The 18882-nt window shown below is 53.5% G+C and carries 12 protein-coding genes and 3 rRNA genes; 5 read left to right on the top strand and 10 right to left on the bottom strand.

Going from position 1 to position 18882, the window contains the following annotated elements; genetic code table 11:
• Positions 1–136: 136 nt before the first annotated feature.
• From AC4EYZ_RS21750 to AC4EYZ_RS21740, 3 genes are all read left to right on the top strand, one after another.
• Positions 137–1552, top strand: a complete 1416-nt coding sequence (locus AC4EYZ_RS21750; RefSeq protein WP_041159550.1) for an MATE family efflux transporter — start codon at positions 137–139, stop codon at positions 1550–1552.
• A gap of 2 nt (positions 1553–1554) precedes the next feature.
• Positions 1555–2544: a DUF3080 family protein gene (locus tag AC4EYZ_RS21745; RefSeq protein ID WP_138801658.1), complete on the top strand. Its 990-nt coding sequence runs from the start codon at positions 1555–1557 to the stop codon at positions 2542–2544.
• Positions 2545–2653: 109 nt separating this feature from the next.
• Complete coding sequence (locus tag AC4EYZ_RS21740) at positions 2654–3349, top strand: hypothetical protein (RefSeq protein ID WP_009288633.1); 696 nt, start codon at positions 2654–2656, stop codon at positions 3347–3349.
• A gap of 128 nt (positions 3350–3477) precedes the next feature.
• Here AC4EYZ_RS21740 and tusA read toward each other — a convergent pair whose 3' ends face one another.
• The gene (tusA, locus tag AC4EYZ_RS21735; RefSeq protein ID WP_022522949.1) at positions 3478–3732 is read right to left on the bottom strand and encodes a sulfurtransferase TusA; all 255 of its coding nucleotides are present in this window, start codon (positions 3730–3732) and stop codon (positions 3478–3480) included.
• A 29-nt stretch (positions 3733–3761) separates the two neighbouring features.
• On the opposite strand from tusA, the gene AC4EYZ_RS21730 reads away from it, so the two are divergent.
• Positions 3762–4049, top strand: coding sequence for an antibiotic biosynthesis monooxygenase family protein (locus AC4EYZ_RS21730; protein WP_022522948.1), 288 nt, complete (start codon positions 3762–3764; stop codon positions 4047–4049).
• An 18-nt stretch (positions 4050–4067) separates the two neighbouring features.
• Here the strand turns inward: AC4EYZ_RS21730 and rlmM are convergent, their stop codons facing one another.
• The 8 genes from rlmM to AC4EYZ_RS21690 all read right to left on the bottom strand — a co-directional run bounded on the left by rlmM (position 4068) and on the right by AC4EYZ_RS21690 (position 16384).
• Entirely contained in the window at positions 4068–5138 is a 1071-nt protein-coding gene (gene rlmM / locus AC4EYZ_RS21725) for a 23S rRNA (cytidine(2498)-2'-O)-methyltransferase RlmM (RefSeq protein WP_474191927.1), read from the bottom strand.
• A 355-nt stretch (positions 5139–5493) separates the two neighbouring features.
• Positions 5494–5609: ribosomal RNA gene (gene rrf, locus AC4EYZ_RS21720) — 5S ribosomal RNA — on the bottom strand.
• A gap of 166 nt (positions 5610–5775) precedes the next feature.
• Positions 5776–8673 (bottom strand): 23S ribosomal RNA (locus AC4EYZ_RS21715).
• A 245-nt stretch (positions 8674–8918) separates the two neighbouring features.
• A 16S ribosomal RNA gene (locus AC4EYZ_RS21710) occupies positions 8919–10451 on the bottom strand.
• Together the 16S, 23S and 5S rRNA genes form the textbook arrangement of a ribosomal RNA operon.
• A 583-nt stretch (positions 10452–11034) precedes the next feature.
• Positions 11035–12840 carry an acyl-CoA dehydrogenase C-terminal domain-containing protein gene (locus AC4EYZ_RS21705; protein WP_027958464.1) on the bottom strand — a complete coding sequence of 602 codons (1806 nt, stop codon included), beginning with the start codon at positions 12838–12840 and terminating at the stop codon, positions 11035–11037.
• 247 nt (positions 12841–13087) lie between these two features.
• Positions 13088–13855, bottom strand: coding sequence for an SDR family NAD(P)-dependent oxidoreductase (locus AC4EYZ_RS21700; protein WP_022522939.1), 768 nt, complete (start codon positions 13853–13855; stop codon positions 13088–13090).
• Positions 13856–13954: 99 nt separating this feature from the next.
• Entirely contained in the window at positions 13955–15625 is a 1671-nt protein-coding gene (locus AC4EYZ_RS21695) for an AMP-binding protein (protein WP_474191998.1), read from the bottom strand.
• 189 nt (positions 15626–15814) lie between these two features.
• Positions 15815–16384, bottom strand: a complete 570-nt coding sequence (locus AC4EYZ_RS21690) for a TetR/AcrR family transcriptional regulator (protein ID WP_474191997.1) — start codon at positions 16382–16384, stop codon at positions 15815–15817.
• Positions 16385–16509: 125 nt separating this feature from the next.
• On the opposite strand from AC4EYZ_RS21690, the gene AC4EYZ_RS21685 reads away from it, so the two are divergent.
• Positions 16510–17697: an acetyl-CoA C-acyltransferase gene (locus AC4EYZ_RS21685; protein ID WP_022522936.1), complete on the top strand. Its 1188-nt coding sequence runs from the start codon at positions 16510–16512 to the stop codon at positions 17695–17697.
• Positions 17698–17744: 47 nt separating this feature from the next.
• Here the strand turns inward: AC4EYZ_RS21685 and AC4EYZ_RS21680 are convergent, their stop codons facing one another.
• On the bottom strand, positions 17745–18806 hold the full coding sequence (locus AC4EYZ_RS21680) for an SLC13 family permease (protein WP_490204012.1): 1062 nt from the start codon (positions 18804–18806) through the stop codon (positions 17745–17747).
• Positions 18807–18882: the final 76 nt, after the last annotated feature.

The following is an 18882-nucleotide window of genomic DNA, read 5'->3' as shown; positions in this document are numbered from 1 at the left end:
TTGACCTCGTTTGATACTGGTTTTGGGGCATTATACCCACACGATTAATACAAGCTAACGGCTAACCCCAAAAGTGAGTCGCTCCTGCTAATATAGCGGCCTTTCACAGCAACTTTTCCCCTTCAGGAGCCAACAAGTGGGCGGCTTTACTCAGCAAATTAAATCGGTTTACTGGCCAGAAACACGAATGTTAATGCACTTGGCACTGCCTATTTGCGGTGCTCAGTTGGCTCAGGCAGGGATGAGTGTCGTCGACGTTATGATGACCGGTCGGCATGACGCCACCTCACTTGCCGCTGTATCGGTGGGCTCGAGCCTGTGGATGCCACTCATGCTATTTATGACGGGCACTTTAATGGGGCTTACCCCAATTGTGGCGCATTTGCTGGGTGGGAAGCGCAATGAGGCTATTCGTCCAGCCGTTCATCAGGCGCTTTGGGTCGCGCTGCTACTAGGCGCTATCGCGGCTGTGCTGCTTTGGTCGGCTATCATGCCGATATTTGAATTAATGAGTGTGCCCCCAGCGGTCGCCAGCCAGTCTGCCGCCTATCTGTCAGCCGTCGCCTTTGGCATGCCGGGGATCGCTCTATTTCAGGCGCTTAGAGCGTTTTCAGATGGTATGAATCATACCCGTCCGGCGCTATGGATCAGCTTGGTCGGTTTAAGCGTGAACATTCCTGCCAACTACCTCTTGATCTACGGCGGTGATGGTTTGGTTGATTTATTTGGCGCCTGGGTTCCCACTAGTCTGCAACAGTTACCTGCCTTGGGCGCTTTTGGCTGCGGCATTGCGACGGCGCTCTCCATGTGGACGATGGCACTCGCGATGGCCTACTACACGCGCAGGGGAAGTACTTATAAAAGCGTTGCGATTTGGCAAAAACTGACACCGCCCCAGTGGCTAGGTATACGTGAATTAGTGGTGGTGGGCGTTCCCATTGGCGTAGCCATTTTTGTTGAAGTGACTCTGTTCACACTCATTGCGCTCTTCATTGCCAGCTTTGGTGAAGTCACGGTGGGAGCTCACCAAATAGCGCTAAGTTTCACCTCCATTCTGTTTATGCTGCCCCTGTCGCTGAGTATGGCACTGACCGTACGAGTGGGTAATACGCTGGGTCAGCAGCGCTTAGCACTAGCCCGTAAAGTCGCTTGGAATGGAATTGTCATCAGCGTCATCATTGCCGCTATTAACAGCCTCGTACTGTGGGTTAGCGCCGAGCCGGTAATCGCACTTTACACCTCCAATAGTGAGATACAGGCGCTAGCGCTCTCGATCATTGCTTTAGCCGTCATTTTTCAGCTCTCAGACTCGTTGCAGGTCAATTTAGCGGGTGCTTTACGCGGCTATAAAGATACCCGCATTGTGATGGTGATTACGGTGCTCTCCTACTGGATTGTAGGCTTGGGTGGCGGCCACTGGCTGGGCTCCTATGGAGTGGGCGAGGTCGCCCCGCTAGGGGTTCATGGCTACTGGATTGGGTTGATTGCGGGCTTGAGCACCGCAGCACTGCTACTTGGCTGGCGTTTACAGCGTATTAGCATTCGGGAGTAAACATGGCTCGATGGAGAAACTTTTCTCTAGCTATCATCCTAAGCGCCCTCCTGTCTGGCTGTGGGGACAACCCCGCTGAGCAGCAGTGGCAGCGTTATCATCAGCAACTCGCCAATGACCTTGCACTATCAAACATTCAAAGAGCTGACCCGGGTAATATTGGCGACTTCCCTGAGCGCCCCGATCGAATTATAGATATCCCCGAAACCCGGGACAGCCTGTTGAATGTATACGCGCTACGCGAATGCCAAATCACGTCGCTAGTCGCTGCACGTAACAATCAACTGGGGCGTGTAGCACCGCCTAGCCAACAGTGGCTATATGAGCGCACTCTATGGCAGCGGCTAAGCACCTGCTTAAATAGCGAAGTTCCCGAGCAGTTAAGCGATGAAGATAGAACGCGCCTAAACCGATTAACCACGACTAAAACGACACAGTTACCCGCGGTAAGCTGGAACGCTATTTTTGATTCCAGCGAGTGGGTTAAAAGCTTCTCACGAGCAAGCCAGCCTTTATCTAACATCGATGAAACTACTATTGCTGGCCAGCTTGAAGCGATCGATTACTTGCAGCAAATGACGGATCACCAGTTTGACCTCGACTGGCAGCAGGACTCTTCAACCCTTGAAAACCATTTGAAAACCCTGCAAGAGCGGCCATTGACCGCTGAGGTGTTGCGCGCCCTGCTACTCGCCACTCAACGCTTAACAGAAGCGAATGCATTGTTAGCTCGGCAGAGTGATACCACACGTTGCTTAAGCCGTTGGGAATCGCCGTCGCTTGAGCGCTTGGAGAACGCTGCCCAGCAATGGCTAACAGCGATCAATCGCTTAATTGACGCACAGCAGGTAGGCAAGCCAATAGCGATTCAACGCTACCAGGAACGCTGGCTTTCGCTGGATAATGCCCAAGCGCCCTGGGGCCAGTTTCAGCAAGCGCTCTCTGAGCATCAAGCGCTGCGAGCTCGCTTTCCAACTTGTTCAGATAATTAAAAAGCGCAGAACCCTTAACCTTATGAGCAAGTTGTGCTATTTGTGGATATGAGAGGCAAATGAATCAGCTTTGCCAATCTGATGACCACGCAGCATAAGGAGGGACACAATGGGCGCATCCTTGTCACCCCGCTCTGCCCAGGTCATCGACCTGGAAACTGTGCGCCAGCGTCAGCAGGCGCAAAAGTGCCTTGTCCGTTTAGCCCCTGAGCTAGATGGCTTAGAGATGGTGTACCAGCTCGCTGCGAGTCCCGACGCCTACTATGGCTTACCTATTTTGGCCTGGGGGTTAAGAGAGGACGGTAGCGTCATCGGTTTGGTGCCGTGGATGGAAAGCCTGGCAGCCTGCCATGATCTGAACAGCCAGGAAAATGGCTACTTCGTAGGTTATCGCGATCCTGAAACGGAAGAAATTTTTGATACGCCACCGGATCACAAATACCACGAGCTAGTTGCGGCGGCTGAATACTTTGATTATGAGGCTTCTGGCGAAGTCACCCTTATTCAGCAAATCCCCGACACTCTGGGCACCCACGCGCTGTGCATGAATCACCCCGATTCACCCTGGCATATGAAGCCCGTTTACGGTTGGCGTCTCTACAGCGACGGTAGCCTTGACGCGCTCCTTGCCGACGAGAACAAAGCGGCGATGACACCGATTTTGTTAGGGGATGAATGCCTGTACAGCGCTCACGCCCGCCATCAGACCGTTTACTTTTTCCAGCGCCATATCGCCAACCGTATCCTGGAAGAAGATCCAGCGACGCTTGATGCGCTAGCCATGATGGTTGTGGCCAGTGATTAATCGAGTGCCTTAATGTCGCTTTGTGAGCGAGGCCAACATCAACGATTTTGATTTGAGCCTCGCATGGCTTTTCGGGCTATTTCGAAGGGCTATTTCGACGGACTATCTCAAAGGTCTATCTCAAAAGGTTATGCTAAACGAATAAAGTAGAGGTAGTTGCTCTCAGAGACGGTGTGCTGCTCTAGCAGCTCGTGCCCTAAAAACTGACAAAACTTGGGCACATCTCGCGTGGTGGCTGGATCTGTGGCAATCACTTTGAGCACTTGGCCTGGGGTCATGTCGCGCACTTTGTTATGCATCAGCATAATCGGCTCTGGGCAGTAGAGTCCTGTGGTGTCCAATACCGCATCAACGTTGGGTAACGTACCCGTATTATCAGCCATCAATATCCTCGATGTAGGAAACAGAAAGTATGATTAAAGTTATCATCGAACGGCGAATTATGCCCGGTCTTGAAGAAGAATTTGAGCAAGCAGCGCGAGAGGCAATGCGTGTTTCTCTAGGCGTAAGGGGCTTTATCAGTGGTGAAACATTGGTAGAACTGGGCCATACCGATCGCCGACTGATGATTACCAAATGGCGTGACCTCCGCGCTTGGAAGGAGTGGCACTCAAGCGAAGCGCGGGCAATGGCCATGCAGCGTATTTTACCGCTGTTAACCGAAGATGAAACTATCCGGATTTACGAGCCAAGCTATTAAACATGGGTTTCACTAGCATTAATCCCTAAGCCTTACATGCACCGTTACCTCTTCCCTATCGTGATAGAGGTGACGGCATGATACGTTGGCATGCACACCCGCTTTTTCCAGCGACTCTTCCAACGCCGTTAGACAACGAGTTACCTCATCCCAGCGCTTTTTCATGGGCAACTTGAGGTTAAAGATCGCCTCTTTGCACCATTTACGAATCAGCCATCGCTCCACCATGGCTAGCACTCTCACTGGTTTATCAACAATATCGCACACCAGCCAGTCTAGACGTTGTGGTGGCTCCCAGATAAAGCCATCCTCTTTGAGATGATCAATCTGCCCAGTCTTCATCAACTGTGATTCCATTGGGCCATTATCGACGGCATACACGTACATGCCGCGCTGAACCAACTGCCACGTCCAACCTCCTGGAGCGGCCCCTAAGTCAGCTGCTTGCATATGCGGTGCTAGCCGCACATCCCACTCATCCCTAGGAATAAACTCGTGCCACGCCTCCTCCAACTTCAGCGTTGAGCGGCTAGGCGCACGAGAGGGAAAGCGCAGCCGACGAATACCATTAATCAAATCACTACGATTGCCTGGGAAGCTCATCGCCAGCTGCACTTGATCACCGTCAGTCCAGAAAATATGTAAACGTCGTGCGCCCGCGCTGCGCCTTAACGCACCACGTTTTTTCAACATACTTTCCAGCGGCTTGGTAAGCGCCTTAATCAGCCCGGCCAGTGCTTTGCCATCGTTGGTATCCGGCGTTTCATGCCAAATCTCTTCAAAGCTCCAACGGCTGGCTTTGACCTGTTCCAAGATAGCGGTAAGACGATCGTCACGTGAAAGAGTGAGCGCAGGTAAAGCCGCTAAGCTCTGGCGCGCAAAAATCAGCTTTTTAAACGCTGCCTGGCGGTGTAAATCATTTACCGCTTCACCATCAACACGCGTTAAGCTTACCCACCCCTCACCATGAGATGACTCACAGGCGATGCCCTGTAATGCTGCGTGATGCTGTAGCTCTGCCAACGCATCACTCTCAAACCCAGGACGGCAGTAAACTAACCATGACGTAGGTACCGTTTCACTCACCACTTCACCTCGATTCCGCCCATCACAAACGGTGATGGCTGGCTAATTAATTGGGGCGCATCATAGCATTTATCTAGCTGAGGCGTGAGGCGTGAGGCGTGAGGCGTGAGGCGTGAGGCGTGAGGCGTGAGGCGTGAGGCGTGAGGCGTGAGGCGTGAGGCGTGAGGCGTGAGGCGTGAGGCGGAACAGGATATTCGGGCGATAGCCATTCACCAACGTTTCCTGCTCACGATTCACGACTTACCCTTTACTGCCCACCCTTTACCCCTCACACCTCACCATTTTCCCCTCACAACCTCCCCCACACGCAAAAAAAATCCCCCAAGGCATCAGCCCTGGGGGATTTTTCATAATAAGTGCCTGACGATGACCTACTCTCGCATGGGGAGACCCCACACTACCATCGGCGCTAAGCGGTTTCACTTCTGAGTTCGGCAAGGGATCAGGTGGTTCACGCGTGCTATGGTCGTCAGGCGTAACTGTTAATGTACATCATGCTGACGAGCAGGCTTTCTAGCGTTGCTTGCTCAATTGTGTGCGTCTCATCGCCTATCGCCCTGGCGTTATGTCGCTTGGGCCACACGCTGCGTATCCGGTTTTCATTGACGTCATCATTACGACCAGACCCCTTGGGTGTTATAGGGTCAAGCCTCACGGGCCATTAGTACACGTTAGCTCAACGCCTTGCAGCGCTTCCACACCGTGCCTATCAACCAGCTGGTCTCGCTGGGCCCTTCAGGAGGCTCTAGGCCTCAGGGATGTCTCATCTTGAAGGGGGCTTCCCGCTTAGATGCTTTCAGCGGTTATCCCGTCCGACCATAGCTACCCGGCAATGCCACTGGCGTGACAACCGGAACACCAGAGGGTCGTCCACTCCGGTCCTCTCGTACTAGGAGCAGCCCTTCTCAAACATCCAACGCCCACGGCAGATAGGGACCGAACTGTCTCACGACGTTCTAAACCCAGCTCGCGTACCACTTTAAATGGCGAACAGCCATACCCTTGGGACCGACTTCAGCCCCAGGATGTGATGAGCCGACATCGAGGTGCCAAACACCGCCGTCGATGTGAACTCTTGGGCGGTATCAGCCTGTTATCCCCGGAGTACCTTTTATCCGTTGAGCGATGGCCCTTCCATACAGAACCACCGGATCACTAGAACCTGCTTTCGCACCTGCTCGACGTGTCTGTCTCGCAGTCAAGCACCCTTATGCTCTTGCACTCAATGCACGATGTCCGACCGTGCTGAGGGTACCTTCGTGCTCCTCCGTTACTCTTTAGGAGGAGACCGCCCCAGTCAAACTACCCACCACACACTGTCCTCGATCCGGATAACGGACCTGAGTGAGAACGCCAATGATGCCAGGCTGGTATTTCAAGGTTGGCTCCCTCCGAACTGGCGTCCAGAGTTCAAAGCCTCCCAGCTATCCTACACAGGCAACATCAGCGTCCAGTGTGAAGCTATAGTAAAGGTTCACGGGGTCTTTCCGTCTAGCCGCGGGTACACCGCATCTTCACGGCGATTTCAATTTCACTGAGTCTCGGGTGGAGACAGCGTGGCCATCATTACGCCATTCGTGCAGGTCGGAACTTACCCGACAAGGAATTTCGCTACCTTAGGACCGTTATAGTTACGGCCGCCGTTTACCGGGGCTTCAATCAAGAGCTTCGCCTTGCGGCTAACACCATCATTTAACCTTCCGGCACCGGGCAGGCGTCACACCCTATACGTCCGCTTGCGCGTTAGCAGAGTGCTGTGTTTTTAATAAACAGTTGCAGCCACCTGGTATCTTCGACCGGTTCGGGCTAGGAGAGCAAGTCTCTTCACCCTATGCCGGCGTGCCTTCTCCCGAAGTTACGGCACCATTTTGCCTAGTTCCTTCACCCGAGTTCTCTCAAGCGCCTTGGGATTCTCACCCTGACCACCTGTGTCGGTTTGGGGTACGGTCGCACATGATCTGAAGCTTAGAGGCTTTTCCTGGAAGCGTGGCATCAGTGACTTCCTGACCGTGGTCAGTTCGTCTCGTGTCTCGGCTTTAAGACCCCGGATTTACCTAAGGTCTCGGCCTACTCACTTTCACCAGGACTACCAACGCCTGGCTCACCTAGCCTTCTTCGTCCCCCCATCGCAACCATGTCCGGTACGGGAATATTGACCCGTTTCCCATCGACTACGCCTTTCGGCCTCGCCTTAGGGGCCGACTCACTCTGCTCCGATTAGCGTCGAACAGAAACCCTTGGTCTTCCGGCGAGGGTGTTTTTCACACCCTTTATCGTTACTCATGTCAGCATTCGCACTCGTGATACCTCCAGCGAACTTCTCAATTCACCTTCATCGGCTTACACGACGCTCCTCTACCGCGAATTCCTATCGAAATAGAAACTCACCCGTAGCTTCGGTACCTGGTTTAGCCCCGTTACATCTTCCGCGCAGGCCGACTCGACTAGTGAGCTATTACGCTTTCTTTAAAGGATGGCTGCTTCTAAGCCAACCTCCTAGCTGTCTGAGCCTTCCCACATCGTTTCCCACTTAACCAGGATTTCGGGACCTTAGCTGACGGTCTGGGTTGTTTCCCTTTTCACGACGGACGTTAGCACCCGCCGTGTGTCTCCCACGCGTTACTCACCGGTATTCGGAGTTTGCCTCGGGTTGGTAAGTCGGGATGACCCCCTAGCCGAAACAGTGCTCTACCCCCGGCGGTACTACGTGAGGCGCTACCTAAATAGCTTTCGAGGAGAACCAGCTATCTCCGAGCTTGATTAGCCTTTCACTCCGATCCACAAGTCATCCAAATCTTTTTCAACAGATCCTGGTTCGGGCCTCCAATTGATGTTACTCAATCTTCACCCTGCTCATGGATAGATCGCTCGGTTTCGGGTCTATATCCAGCGACTGTGTCGCCCAGTTAAGACTCGGTTTCCCTACGGCTCCCCTATACGGTTAACCTCGCCACTGAATATAAGTCGCTGACCCATTATACAAAAGGTACGCAGTCACAGAACAAGTCTGCTCCTACTGCTTGTACGCACACGGTTTCAGGATCTATTTCACTCCCCTCTCCGGGGTTCTTTTCGCCTTTCCCTCACGGTACTGGTTCACTATCGGTCAGCCAGGAGTATTTAGCCTTGGAGGATGGTCCCCCCGTCTTCAGTCAAGGTTTCTCGTGCCCCGACCTACTCGATTTCACATGATCAGATTTTCGACTACGGGGCTATCACCCGCTACGGCCACGCTTCCCAGCGTGTTCGCCTAATCAGTCACATGCTTAAGGGCTGGTCCCCGTTCGCTCGCCGCTACTAGGGGAATCTCGGTTGATTTCTTTTCCTCAGGGTACTTAGATGTTTCAGTTCCCCTGGTTCGCCTCGTACACCTATGTATTCAGTGCACGATACTCATCTTGTGATGAGTGGGTTTCCCCATTCAGAAATGCCCGGGTCACAGGTTGTTGCCACCTCACCGAGCCTTATCGCAGGCTACCACGTCTTTCATCGCCTCTGGCTGCCTAGGCATCCACCGTGTGCGCTTCATTGCTTGACCCTATAACCCGAAGGAGTCTGGATGTCGCAATGATCACGTTTCATTTTGCCGGATACGCTGACGCGTATCACAATTTAAGACCACTTCTTGCGAAGTGTTCTTGTCAGCATGATATACATTGTTAAAGAGCGACTGCTATAAGCAGTGATAAGACAACGCCGAAGGCGTCTGGCTTATCACTGCTCATCAACAGCTATCTGATCAGGTAATTCATTGTGGACGCTTACCAACTGTGACGCATCGTTTAAGGAGGTGATCCAGCCGCAGGTTCCCCTACGGCTACCTTGTTACGACTTCACCCCAGTCATGAACCACACCGTGGTGATCGCCCTCTTGCGTTAGGCTAACCACTTCTGGTGCAGTCCACTCCCATGGTGTGACGGGCGGTGTGTACAAGGCCCGGGAACGTATTCACCGTGACATTCTGATTCACGATTACTAGCGATTCCGACTTCACGGAGTCGAGTTGCAGACTCCGATCCGGACTGAGACCGGCTTTAAGGGATTCGCTGACTCTCGCGAGCTCGCAGCCCTTTGTACCGGCCATTGTAGCACGTGTGTAGCCCTACCCGTAAGGGCCATGATGACTTGACGTCGTCCCCACCTTCCTCCGGTTTGTCACCGGCAGTCTCCTTAGAGTTCCCGACATTACTCGCTGGCAAATAAGGACAAGGGTTGCGCTCGTTACGGGACTTAACCCAACATTTCACAACACGAGCTGACGACAGCCATGCAGCACCTGTCTTACAGTTCCCGAAGGCACACCAGAATCTCTTCCGGCTTCTGTAGATGTCAAGGGTAGGTAAGGTTCTTCGCGTTGCATCGAATTAAACCACATGCTCCACCGCTTGTGCGGGCCCCCGTCAATTCATTTGAGTTTTAACCTTGCGGCCGTACTCCCCAGGCGGTCGACTTATCGCGTTAACTTCGCCACAAAGTGCTCTAGGCACCCAACGGCTGGTCGACATCGTTTACGGCGTGGACTACCAGGGTATCTAATCCTGTTTGCTACCCACGCTTTCGCACCTCAGTGTCAGTGTCAGTCCAGAAGGCCGCCTTCGCCACTGGTATTCCTCCCGATCTCTACGCATTTCACCGCTACACCGGGAATTCTACCTTCCTCTCCTGCACTCTAGCCTGACAGTTCCGGATGCCGTTCCCAGGTTGAGCCCGGGGCTTTCACAACCGGCTTATCAAGCCACCTACGCGCGCTTTACGCCCAGTAATTCCGATTAACGCTTGCACCCTCCGTATTACCGCGGCTGCTGGCACGGAGTTAGCCGGTGCTTCTTCTGCGAGTGATGTCTTTCCTACCGGGTATTAACCGATAGGCGTTCTTCCTCGCTGAAAGTGCTTTACAACCCGAGGGCCTTCTTCACACACGCGGCATGGCTGGATCAGGGTTGCCCCCATTGTCCAATATTCCCCACTGCTGCCTCCCGTAGGAGTTCGGGCCGTGTCTCAGTCCCGATGTGGCTGATCATCCTCTCAGACCAGCTACGGATCGTTGCCTTGGTAAGCCATTACCTTACCAACTAGCTAATCCGACATAGGCTCATCCAATAGCGGGAGCCGAAGCCCCCTTTCTCCCGTAGGACGTATGCGGTATTAGCCTGGGTTTCCCCAGGTTATCCCCCACTATCGGGCAGATTCCTATGCATTACTCACCCGTCCGCCGCTCGTCAGCGGGTAGCAAGCTACCCCTGTTACCGCTCGACTTGCATGTGTTAGGCCTGCCGCCAGCGTTCAATCTGAGCCATGATCAAACTCTTCAGTTTAAGATCTATGCGGTTCTTACCTGCCACCCGAAAGTGACAGAAGCGAACCAAACTTGGCTCAAGGTTCAAACGAATTCATTCAAAACAGATCCCAAAGGACGAATCCTTTAAAACCTTATTGCTTGAGTCGCTTGCCTTGATATTGGGTGATTTGTCACCAACATCAGCAAGCGCCCACATGAATTACCTGATCAAATTGTTAAAGAGCTGTTTCGCTGTTAGGTTGCTGTGAAAGCAACCGGGCTGCCGTTGACTTGGCTTGCCTCAGCGAGGAAGGCGTATTCTACGCATTTCCTGGTGGTTGTCAAGGGCGTTGTTTTCGATGCAAACCTGACCACATCCAAAACCGCTGGCTTTCGTAAAAGCACTAACTACCTGACAAACCGAAGCTTTTACACTTCATTCACCGCTGGTAACGCTTGGCGTCCCCGGCAGCGGATGCGTACTTTAAGGCCTGACTAATAAGATAGCAAGTAAAAGAAGTTATTGCGTATAAAAAAGCGGCAGAAGGCTACCCTTCTGCCGCAAACCACCGATCAGAACGCCTGATCAGAGAGTGCTCTTTTCACATTTTAGCCGTTAATTAAATTTCAAATCCCAGACCAAAATCTTCGCTGGAGATGGCCATCAGGCTTGCAGCACCTGCTTGTATCATCTGCGCATGGGCCTTGGTACGCGGCAATAGACGCTGATAATAGAAGCGAGCAGTATTCAATTTTGCAGCGTAGAAGGCCTTATCGTCACCTTCTAAAGAAATAGACGCCTGTTTGGCCGCGCGTGCAAATAGGTACGCCAGGGTGACATAGCCTGAATACATTAGGTAATCAACACTCGCCGCACCTACTTCCTCGCGGTCTTGCATTGCCTTCATCCCCACGCCCATGGTCAGTTCGCCCCACTCTGCATTCAGCTTGGCGAGCGGCCCAACAAACTCTTTGAGTGCAGGGTTGTCGGCTTCAGCTTTACAGAACTTATGGATCTCTTTGGTGAATACCTTCAGCGATTCACCCTGACTCATTAGTACTTTACGGCCTAGCAGATCAAGCGCCTGGATACCGGTAGTACCTTCATAGAGTCGAGTAATGCGAGCATCGCGCACCAATTGCTCCATGCCCCACTCTTTAATGAAGCCATGACCACCGTAGATCTGTACGCCCTCGTTAGTGCTTTCAAAACCAACTTCGGTCAGGAAGGCTTTAACAATAGGCGTTAGCAAGCCAAGTAGGGTTTCAGCGTGATCTCGCTCTTCACCCGGCTCACCATGCTCCACCAAATCGAGCATTTGCGCGGTATAAAGCACCAACATACGCCCGCCTTCGGCGAAGGCTTTCTGGGTCAGCAGCATGCGGCGCACATCAGGGTGGACGATAATCGGATCAGCGGGCTTTTCAGGAGCCTGTTTGCCCGATAAGCCGCGCATCTGTAACCGGTCACGGGCATAGCTCAATGAATTCTGGAAACTGGCTTCAATCAACCCCAGCCCTTGAATCCCCACCCCAAGACGCGCAGCGTTCATCATGGTGAACATGCACGCCAGCCCTTTATTGGGCGGCCCTACCAAGTAGCCGGTTGCGTCGTCGAAGTTCATCACACAGGTGGCATTACCATGAATGCCCATTTTATGCTCGAGCGAACCGCAGGTGACGCCATTACGCTCACCCACATTACCTTGGGCATCGGGCAAGAACTTAGGCACTACAAATAGCGAAATACCTTTAGAACCTTCCGGTGCGCCAGGCAGTTTTGCCAATACCAGGTGGACAATGTTTTCAGCCAGATTATGCTCACCGGCCGAGATAAAGATTTTGGTGCCAGTAATCGCATAGGCATCGCCATCAGCGGGCACTGCTCGCGTCTTGATCAATCCTAGGTCAGTGCCGCAGTGCGGTTCAGTTAAGCACATAGTGCCCGTCCATACCCCTTCTACCAGCTTGGTGAGATACGTCGCCTTCTGCTCATCGGTGCCATGATGGCGAAGTGCGTCTGCCGCACCATGAGAGAGCCCTGGGTACATGCCCCACGCCAAGTTAGTGGCGCAGATCATTTCCGACAACAGCATCGCCAATGAAGGCGGCAGCCCTTGACCACCATGAGCAGGATCGGCGGCCAGACTCGGCCACCCCCCCTCTACGTACTGCTGGTAGGCCTCTTTGAAACCGTTAGGCGCTTTGACCTCGCCCCCTTCCAGTAGGCACCCTTCTTCATCGCCACTCTGATTGATCGGCAGCAGTACATCGCGGGCGAAGCGTGCCCCCTCTTCCAAAATAGCGCTGACAACATCTGGCGATGCATCGTCACCGCTTGGCAGGCGCGCGTAGTGAGCGGGGTAGTCAAGCATCTCGTCCATAACGAAACGCATATCACGAATAGGGGCCTGATAGCTGGGCATCACACTTCTCCTAAGAAAGGGGGGGGGTTGAAAGCCAAGCAACTCTTAATGGCAGAGAGCTTTCAAACACATGTTTGAAAATTAGCGCGGGCGCCCCTCAGAGTCAAGCGAGCGTTTGAATTTAGCCCAAAAACACTCTAGAACTTTGGTCGCCCAACCAGTAAACCCCTGGTGCAAATAATAAAAAAACTCGCCAACCAAAAGCCGACGAGTCGTTTTATTTTTCTTTTACCTACTGGCCATCTAGTTACTGCATGCGAATGCCACCGTCTAAGCGGATCAGTTCGCCATTGAGCATGGGGTTGGTAATAATCTGCTCGGCTAATTGAGCAAACTCATCTGGCTTACCTAAACGCTTAGGAAAAGGTACCGCCGCCGCTAGTGCCTGGGCCGCCTCGTCAGGAATTTCACTCATCATCGGCGTTTCAAATACGCCAGGGGCGATGGCCATCACCCGAATAGCATGGCGCGACAATTCCCGCGCCGCTGGCAAGCTCATACCCACAACACCCGCTTTAGAGGCACTATAAGCACACTGGCCTACCTGCCCATCAAAAGCAGCAATGGACGCAGTATTAATAATCACCCCGCGCTCACCACTCTCATTCGGCGCGTTTTTAGCCATGGCGGCAGCCGCAAGGCGCATGACGTTAAAAGTGCCGACCAGATTGATATTGATCGTTTTCATATAGCTTTCTAAATCAGCCGGGTTGCCTTCACGATCAACCAGCTTGGCCACGCTAACCACACCCGCGCAGTGAACTACGCCTGAAAGCCCGTGCTCGCCACCCAGCGCTACCGCCGCATCTACAGCCTGCTGCATCTGTTCGCCTGACGTAATATCCGCCAGAATGGCGCGTGCGCTTGCCCCCAGCTGCTGGGCATGGGCATTGACACTGTCGTTTAAGTCGCATAACACGACGCGAGCGCCTGCAGCGACTAAGCGCTCAGCGGTAGCCGCCCCAAGACCAGAGGCAGCCCCGGTAATTAAAAAGGTACTCTCCTTAACCTGCATTTCCGTATCCCTTTGGTCGTTATGTATGGTTGCTATATATCGTGGTGGGTTTATTCACTCGCTTTTTTATTCATTTGATTTGGCTACTCACTTGATGGGCTATTGACTTGCTTTGGCTTCTTCTACTGCCTGGGCACGTAATTTAAAGCGCTGAATCTTGCCGCTGGGGGTTTTAGGCAACTCATCGACAAACTCAATAATGCGCGGAAAAGCGTGGGTCGAAAGCCGCTCACGCACTCGCTGTTTGATTTCATCAGCCAGCTCGTCACTGGCTTCATAGCCTTCGCGGAGCACGATATACGACTTGATCACCTCGCCGCGGATCTCATCAGGCTGCCCCACTGCCGCCGATTCGGCGACTGCAGGATGCGTCATCACACTATTTTCAACGTCCGTTGGCCCCACCCGATAACCCGCGGTGGTAATAATATCGTCATCACGCCCGGCAAATTGAAAGGTACCGTCTTCATTGCGGATAACCACATCGCCCGTCAGGTAATAGCCTTCCACAAAGGGATTCTTCTCTTGCCAGGTGTAGCCCTGGAAGAAGTGTGCCGGGGAGTTCTTGATATCGACGGCGAGGACACCAGGCTCCCCGGCAGGCAGCTCTTTATACTCCGCGTCCAAAATTGCCAGTCGATAACCCGGCATCGGCACGCCCATTGCGCCCACATGCTTGAGATGGTCAAGGGCATGGTGGTTATTGCACGTCATGCCGGTTTCGGTCTGGCCGTAGTGATCCATAACCGGGCATCCCAACGACTTCTCAACCCAGGTCACTACTTCAGTATTTAGAGGTTCGCCCGCCGAGCTAGCCGCGCGCAGCTCAAGCGTTTCATGGGCGTCATCAAATAGCCCTGACGCTTTCATTAGGCGGTAAGCGGTCGGCGCGGCAGCAAAATTGGTAATGTGGTGGCGCTTCATAAACGCCAGCGCCCCCTCGGCGCTAAATCCTGCCTCACAAAAATGCGTCGTCACACCAAGCAGTAAAGGCCCGGCAATCGCATAGTAGAGACCATAAGCCCAACCGGGATCGGCCATATTCCAGAAGCGGTCATCATTACGCAGGTCAATGGCCAGCTCCATATAGATCGCAAAAGCAGTCATCCCTGCCAGTGGAACGGCAACGCCTTTCGGCTTGCCCACGGTGCCAGAGGTAAACATTTGCAGAAATGGTGCTTCAGGCGCGAGCCTCGGTGGTTTGTCGTTCATTGACGTATGCGTCAACGCCGCCTGCCAGTCGTGATCATCGGCATGCTCACTGGTCGCCCCGCCCACAGCCAGTACCGGCGGGCATTGGCTAAGGCCATCGAATTTATAGCGGTTAGCGTGATCAGTAATCACCAACTTGGTGCCTGCACGCCCTAGCCGATAGTCCACCGCATCAGGGCCAAAGGCGGTAAACAGTGGCTGATAGACCGCACCAATACGCCAAGTGGCGAGCACTGCAATCAATAGCTGTGGTGACCGGGGCAGCATGCAGGCAATGCGGTCGCCTATACCCAACCCCTGGGATTGAAACCACCCTGCCAACTTTGCACTCTGTTCATCTAGCTCGGCGTAGCTCAGGGTATGCATATCACCTTGAGAGTCCTCTTGAACCAGCGCCAGCACCTCGCCGCGGCCAGCGCGCACATGACGCCCACAGCAGGCCTCAAAGGCATTTAGCAGGCCGTCTTGGTGGTCATCCAGGCGAGCGATAACGCTATCCACGGAAAAGTTATCGAGGTAGTGGTGATAGTCGGGCAGTGATTGTGATGTCGCTGTCATGATCGCTCTCTTGTGTTATTGGAAATGAGCTCGTAGTGAGAATAAGCGCAAGCAATGTTGTTATATTTATCCGTTGACGTTAACGTAAGCTAAAAGATAATAGCAACGCTAAAAGTAAACGGCGCAGAGAGCAAGCACTGATATAAGCTTCAGCGTTAGACGTTGGTCGAGGCTGTTGTCATCAGAGTATTAAGCAGAGGTGGGCATAATCATGGCAACCAGCTCGTCAGCGAGGTCATCAGGCGAGCGTGGCCCATTGGGGTCGTACCAGCGCACTGTCCAGTTCAGCGCCCCCAAAACAAAACGCGAGACAAGAAAGCGGTCACCATGGATCAAGCCTGCTTCCAACGCATCGTCGATAACAGCGACCCACAGCGCCTCGTAAGCGTCACGCAAGTGGCTCAAATGAGCACTGGCCGCTGGGTCGAGTCGGCGCCACTCAAAGAGTGCCACCACATGGGCATTGCGATCGGTAAAGAGGGTTTCAAGATGGGCACGTGCCATAGCGCGCAGCCGAACTTCAGGCTCTGCAGCGCACTCGTCCAGCGCTTTTCGCGCAATCATCAAGGCATTTTGAGTGCCCTCTTCAATGACCGCAGCGAGGATTTCCTGCTTATCTTTAAAATGATGAAACAAGCTACCGGACTTAATACCCATTTCCTGCGCCAGCATTCGCACGGTCGTGCGATCAAAGCCCTCTTGGACGAATAGCTGAGCAGCGAGGCGCGTCAGTTCCTTGCGGCGAGGGGATGCATTCATTACATTCATGTCATTTACACTAGCGCTTGCTTGGTTACTCTGGAGAGAACCACAGCACCGCCTACGGGTCAACGTATCACCCACTACTCGTTATGATAATCACAATAAACTGAAGGAGATTGGCCATGAGCAACCCCACCGATGTTGTATTTCTCGCCGCCAAACGCACGCCGATGGGCGGCATGATGGGCAGCCTTGCAAGCATGACAGCGCCACAGCTTGGCGCAGTCGCCATCAAAGCGGCCATTGAAGAGGCGGGAATTGACCCAGCCCTGATCACCGAAGGCATTATGGGCTGTGTACTGCCCGCTGGTGTTAAGCAGGGCCCTGCGCGGCAAGCAATGCGCCAAGCGGGCATTCCTGATGCCAATGGCGCCACCACTATTAACAAGCTGTGCGGCTCGGGGATGAAAGCCACCATGCTTGCCCACGATTTAATCAAAGCGGGCAGTGGCGATATTTTGCTGGCTGGCGGCATGGAGTCCATGTCTAACGCCCCCCACGTGCTTACCAAGGCGCGGGGCGGCTATCGGCTGGGGCACGGCGAGCTTAAAGACCATATGTTTTTGGATGGGCTGGAAGACGCCGAAACGGGCAAACTAATGGGCGTGTTTGCCCAGGATGTGGCTACTGAGCGAGGCTACACGCGGGAGCGCCTGGATGATTTTGCTATTGCGTCCCTTGAGCGCGCCATGGCCGCCACCAACTCAGGCCACCTAAGCGCAGAGATCGCACCGGTGATGGTCACCTCTCGCCAGGGCGAAACCCTTGTCGAACACGATGAGCAGCCCTTCCAAGCTAAGCTCGACAAAATCCGCCAGTTGCGCCCCGCTTTTGCCAAAGACGGTACGATTACTGCCGCCAACGCCAGCTCAATTTCCGACGGCGCTTCGGCACTTATCTTGGCGAGTCAGGAAGCTGCAGATCAACAAGGTATTAAGCCGCTAGCGCGTATGCTAGGCCACACGACTCACTCGCGACACCCTAGTGAGTTCACCATCGCGCCAGTGGGTGCGATTGAAAAGCTGATGAAAAAGCTCGATTGGGGCGTGAATGACGTAGACCTATTCGAGATTAACGAAGCCTTTGCGGTGGTGACACTGATGGCCATGGATGACTTGGGCCTGCCCCACGACAAAGTCAATGTGTTTGGCGGCGCCTGCGCCCAAGGCCACCCGATTGGCTCTACCGGCTCACGCATCATCGCTACGCTAATTCATGCCCTACGTACCAAAGGCGGCAAACGCGGTATTGCCAGCTTATGCATTGGCGGTGGCGAAGCAACGGCTGTCGCCGTCGAGCTAGTTGATTAAGCTGCGCTATTACAAAATATAGCCTTTTGTGAAGCGCCCTGACCCTATTACCGCGCCAGGGCGCTGAGCCATACGGCGGCAAACAACCACCCCAGCCCCAACATGGGGAGCGACCAGCAATGAAACTCCTTCCAAATCCCAGGCTGGCGTGCCAAACGTAGCGCGATTAAATTCGCCATTGAGCCTACCGCCAAACCAAAGCCACCCACGCTAACGCCCCAAGCCAGCGGCTGCCACTCACTCTGCTGGGCAAGCAGTAGGGTCGCTGGCACGTTGGATACGACCTGTGAAAGGAGTACGCCAGCACTAACATCGCCACCCGGCCACTGGCGCATTGAATGTATAAACTGCTGAACAACGCTCAGCTCACCGATGACACTTAGATTTACGAACATCAATACAAACACTATCAGCAGTAGCCAATCAATACTGAATACCGCCCGTCGAGCCACCCATAGCATCGAAAGCAAAACGCCAGCCAGCGCCGATAGCACCCACCCCATGTCTACCGCGACCAGAAAAAGTGGATAGCCAATAAGCGCCTCCCATAACGGCGCCTTTCGGCGCTCAGCCGTCATCGCAGAAACTGCTTCCAAGTGTATTGACGCTTTCGGAAATGCCAAGGGAACAAAAAGTAAGAGCAACAGCATCAAGCCCACCCCAAGCGGCAACATTACCCATAAAAAGTCGCCGAAGCGAATGCCTGAAAGCTGCCATAAATAGAGATTTTGCGGATTACCAATCGGGCTCAGCGATGAGCCTGCATTCACAGCCAGCGCCTCAAACACAATCAAGCGTTCAATCGGCAGTGTTGCCATTCCCGCCAGACTAAGCGTCAGTGGTACCACAATAAACAGCGCCACATCGTTAGTGACTATCGCCGAGAGAAGCCCCGAAAACAGAATCAAACCGACCGCAAGTCGGCGCTCACCACGCAGTAGAGCTAATAACTGACGACCCCAGAGCGTTAAATAACCACTCAGTTCTAACGCGCGACTGAGCAGCATTAGGCCGGTTAATACTACAAGGGTTGTCCAGTGAACCCGGTCAGCCATTTCACTCAGTGATTGAGGCTCCAGCCAACACAAAACGACCCATAGGGTACTCATTGAGAGCAGCATAGGGTCGTTCAGAAAACGCTGAAAAAACAAGCTAAAGGGTGTCACTAACCACTTTGTTGCTAAC

This window comes from Vreelandella sp. 162(4c) (assembly GCF_058152265.1).
The sequence above is the reverse complement of the archived record's forward strand: the minus strand, read 5'-3'. Positions and strand labels throughout refer to the sequence as shown.

Excerpts from the sequence above, each read along its gene's own strand:
- AC4EYZ_RS21745 (WP_138801658.1), top strand. The coding sequence starts at position 1,555 with ATGGCTCGATGGAGAAACTTTTCTCTAGCTATCATCCTAAGCGCCCTC.
- AC4EYZ_RS21690 (WP_474191997.1), bottom strand. The coding sequence starts at position 16,384 with ATGAATGCATCCCCTCGCCGCAAGGAACTGACGCGCCTCGCTGCTCAG.
- AC4EYZ_RS21685 (WP_022522936.1), top strand. The coding sequence starts at position 16,510 with ATGAGCAACCCCACCGATGTTGTATTTCTCGCCGCCAAACGCACGCCG.
- AC4EYZ_RS21730 (WP_022522948.1), top strand. The coding sequence starts at position 3,762 with ATGATTAAAGTTATCATCGAACGGCGAATTATGCCCGGTCTTGAAGAA.
- AC4EYZ_RS21695 (WP_474191998.1), bottom strand. The coding sequence starts at position 15,625 with ATGACAGCGACATCACAATCACTGCCCGACTATCACCACTACCTCGAT.
- AC4EYZ_RS21700 (WP_022522939.1), bottom strand. The coding sequence starts at position 13,855 with ATGCAGGTTAAGGAGAGTACCTTTTTAATTACCGGGGCTGCCTCTGGT.
- AC4EYZ_RS21740 (WP_009288633.1), top strand. The coding sequence starts at position 2,654 with ATGGGCGCATCCTTGTCACCCCGCTCTGCCCAGGTCATCGACCTGGAA.
- AC4EYZ_RS21705 (WP_027958464.1), bottom strand. The coding sequence starts at position 12,840 with ATGCCCAGCTATCAGGCCCCTATTCGTGATATGCGTTTCGTTATGGAC.
- tusA (WP_022522949.1), bottom strand. The coding sequence starts at position 3,732 with ATGGCTGATAATACGGGTACGTTACCCAACGTTGATGCGGTATTGGAC.
- AC4EYZ_RS21680 (WP_490204012.1), bottom strand. The coding sequence starts at position 18,806 with ATGAGTACCCTATGGGTCGTTTTGTGTTGGCTGGAGCCTCAATCACTG.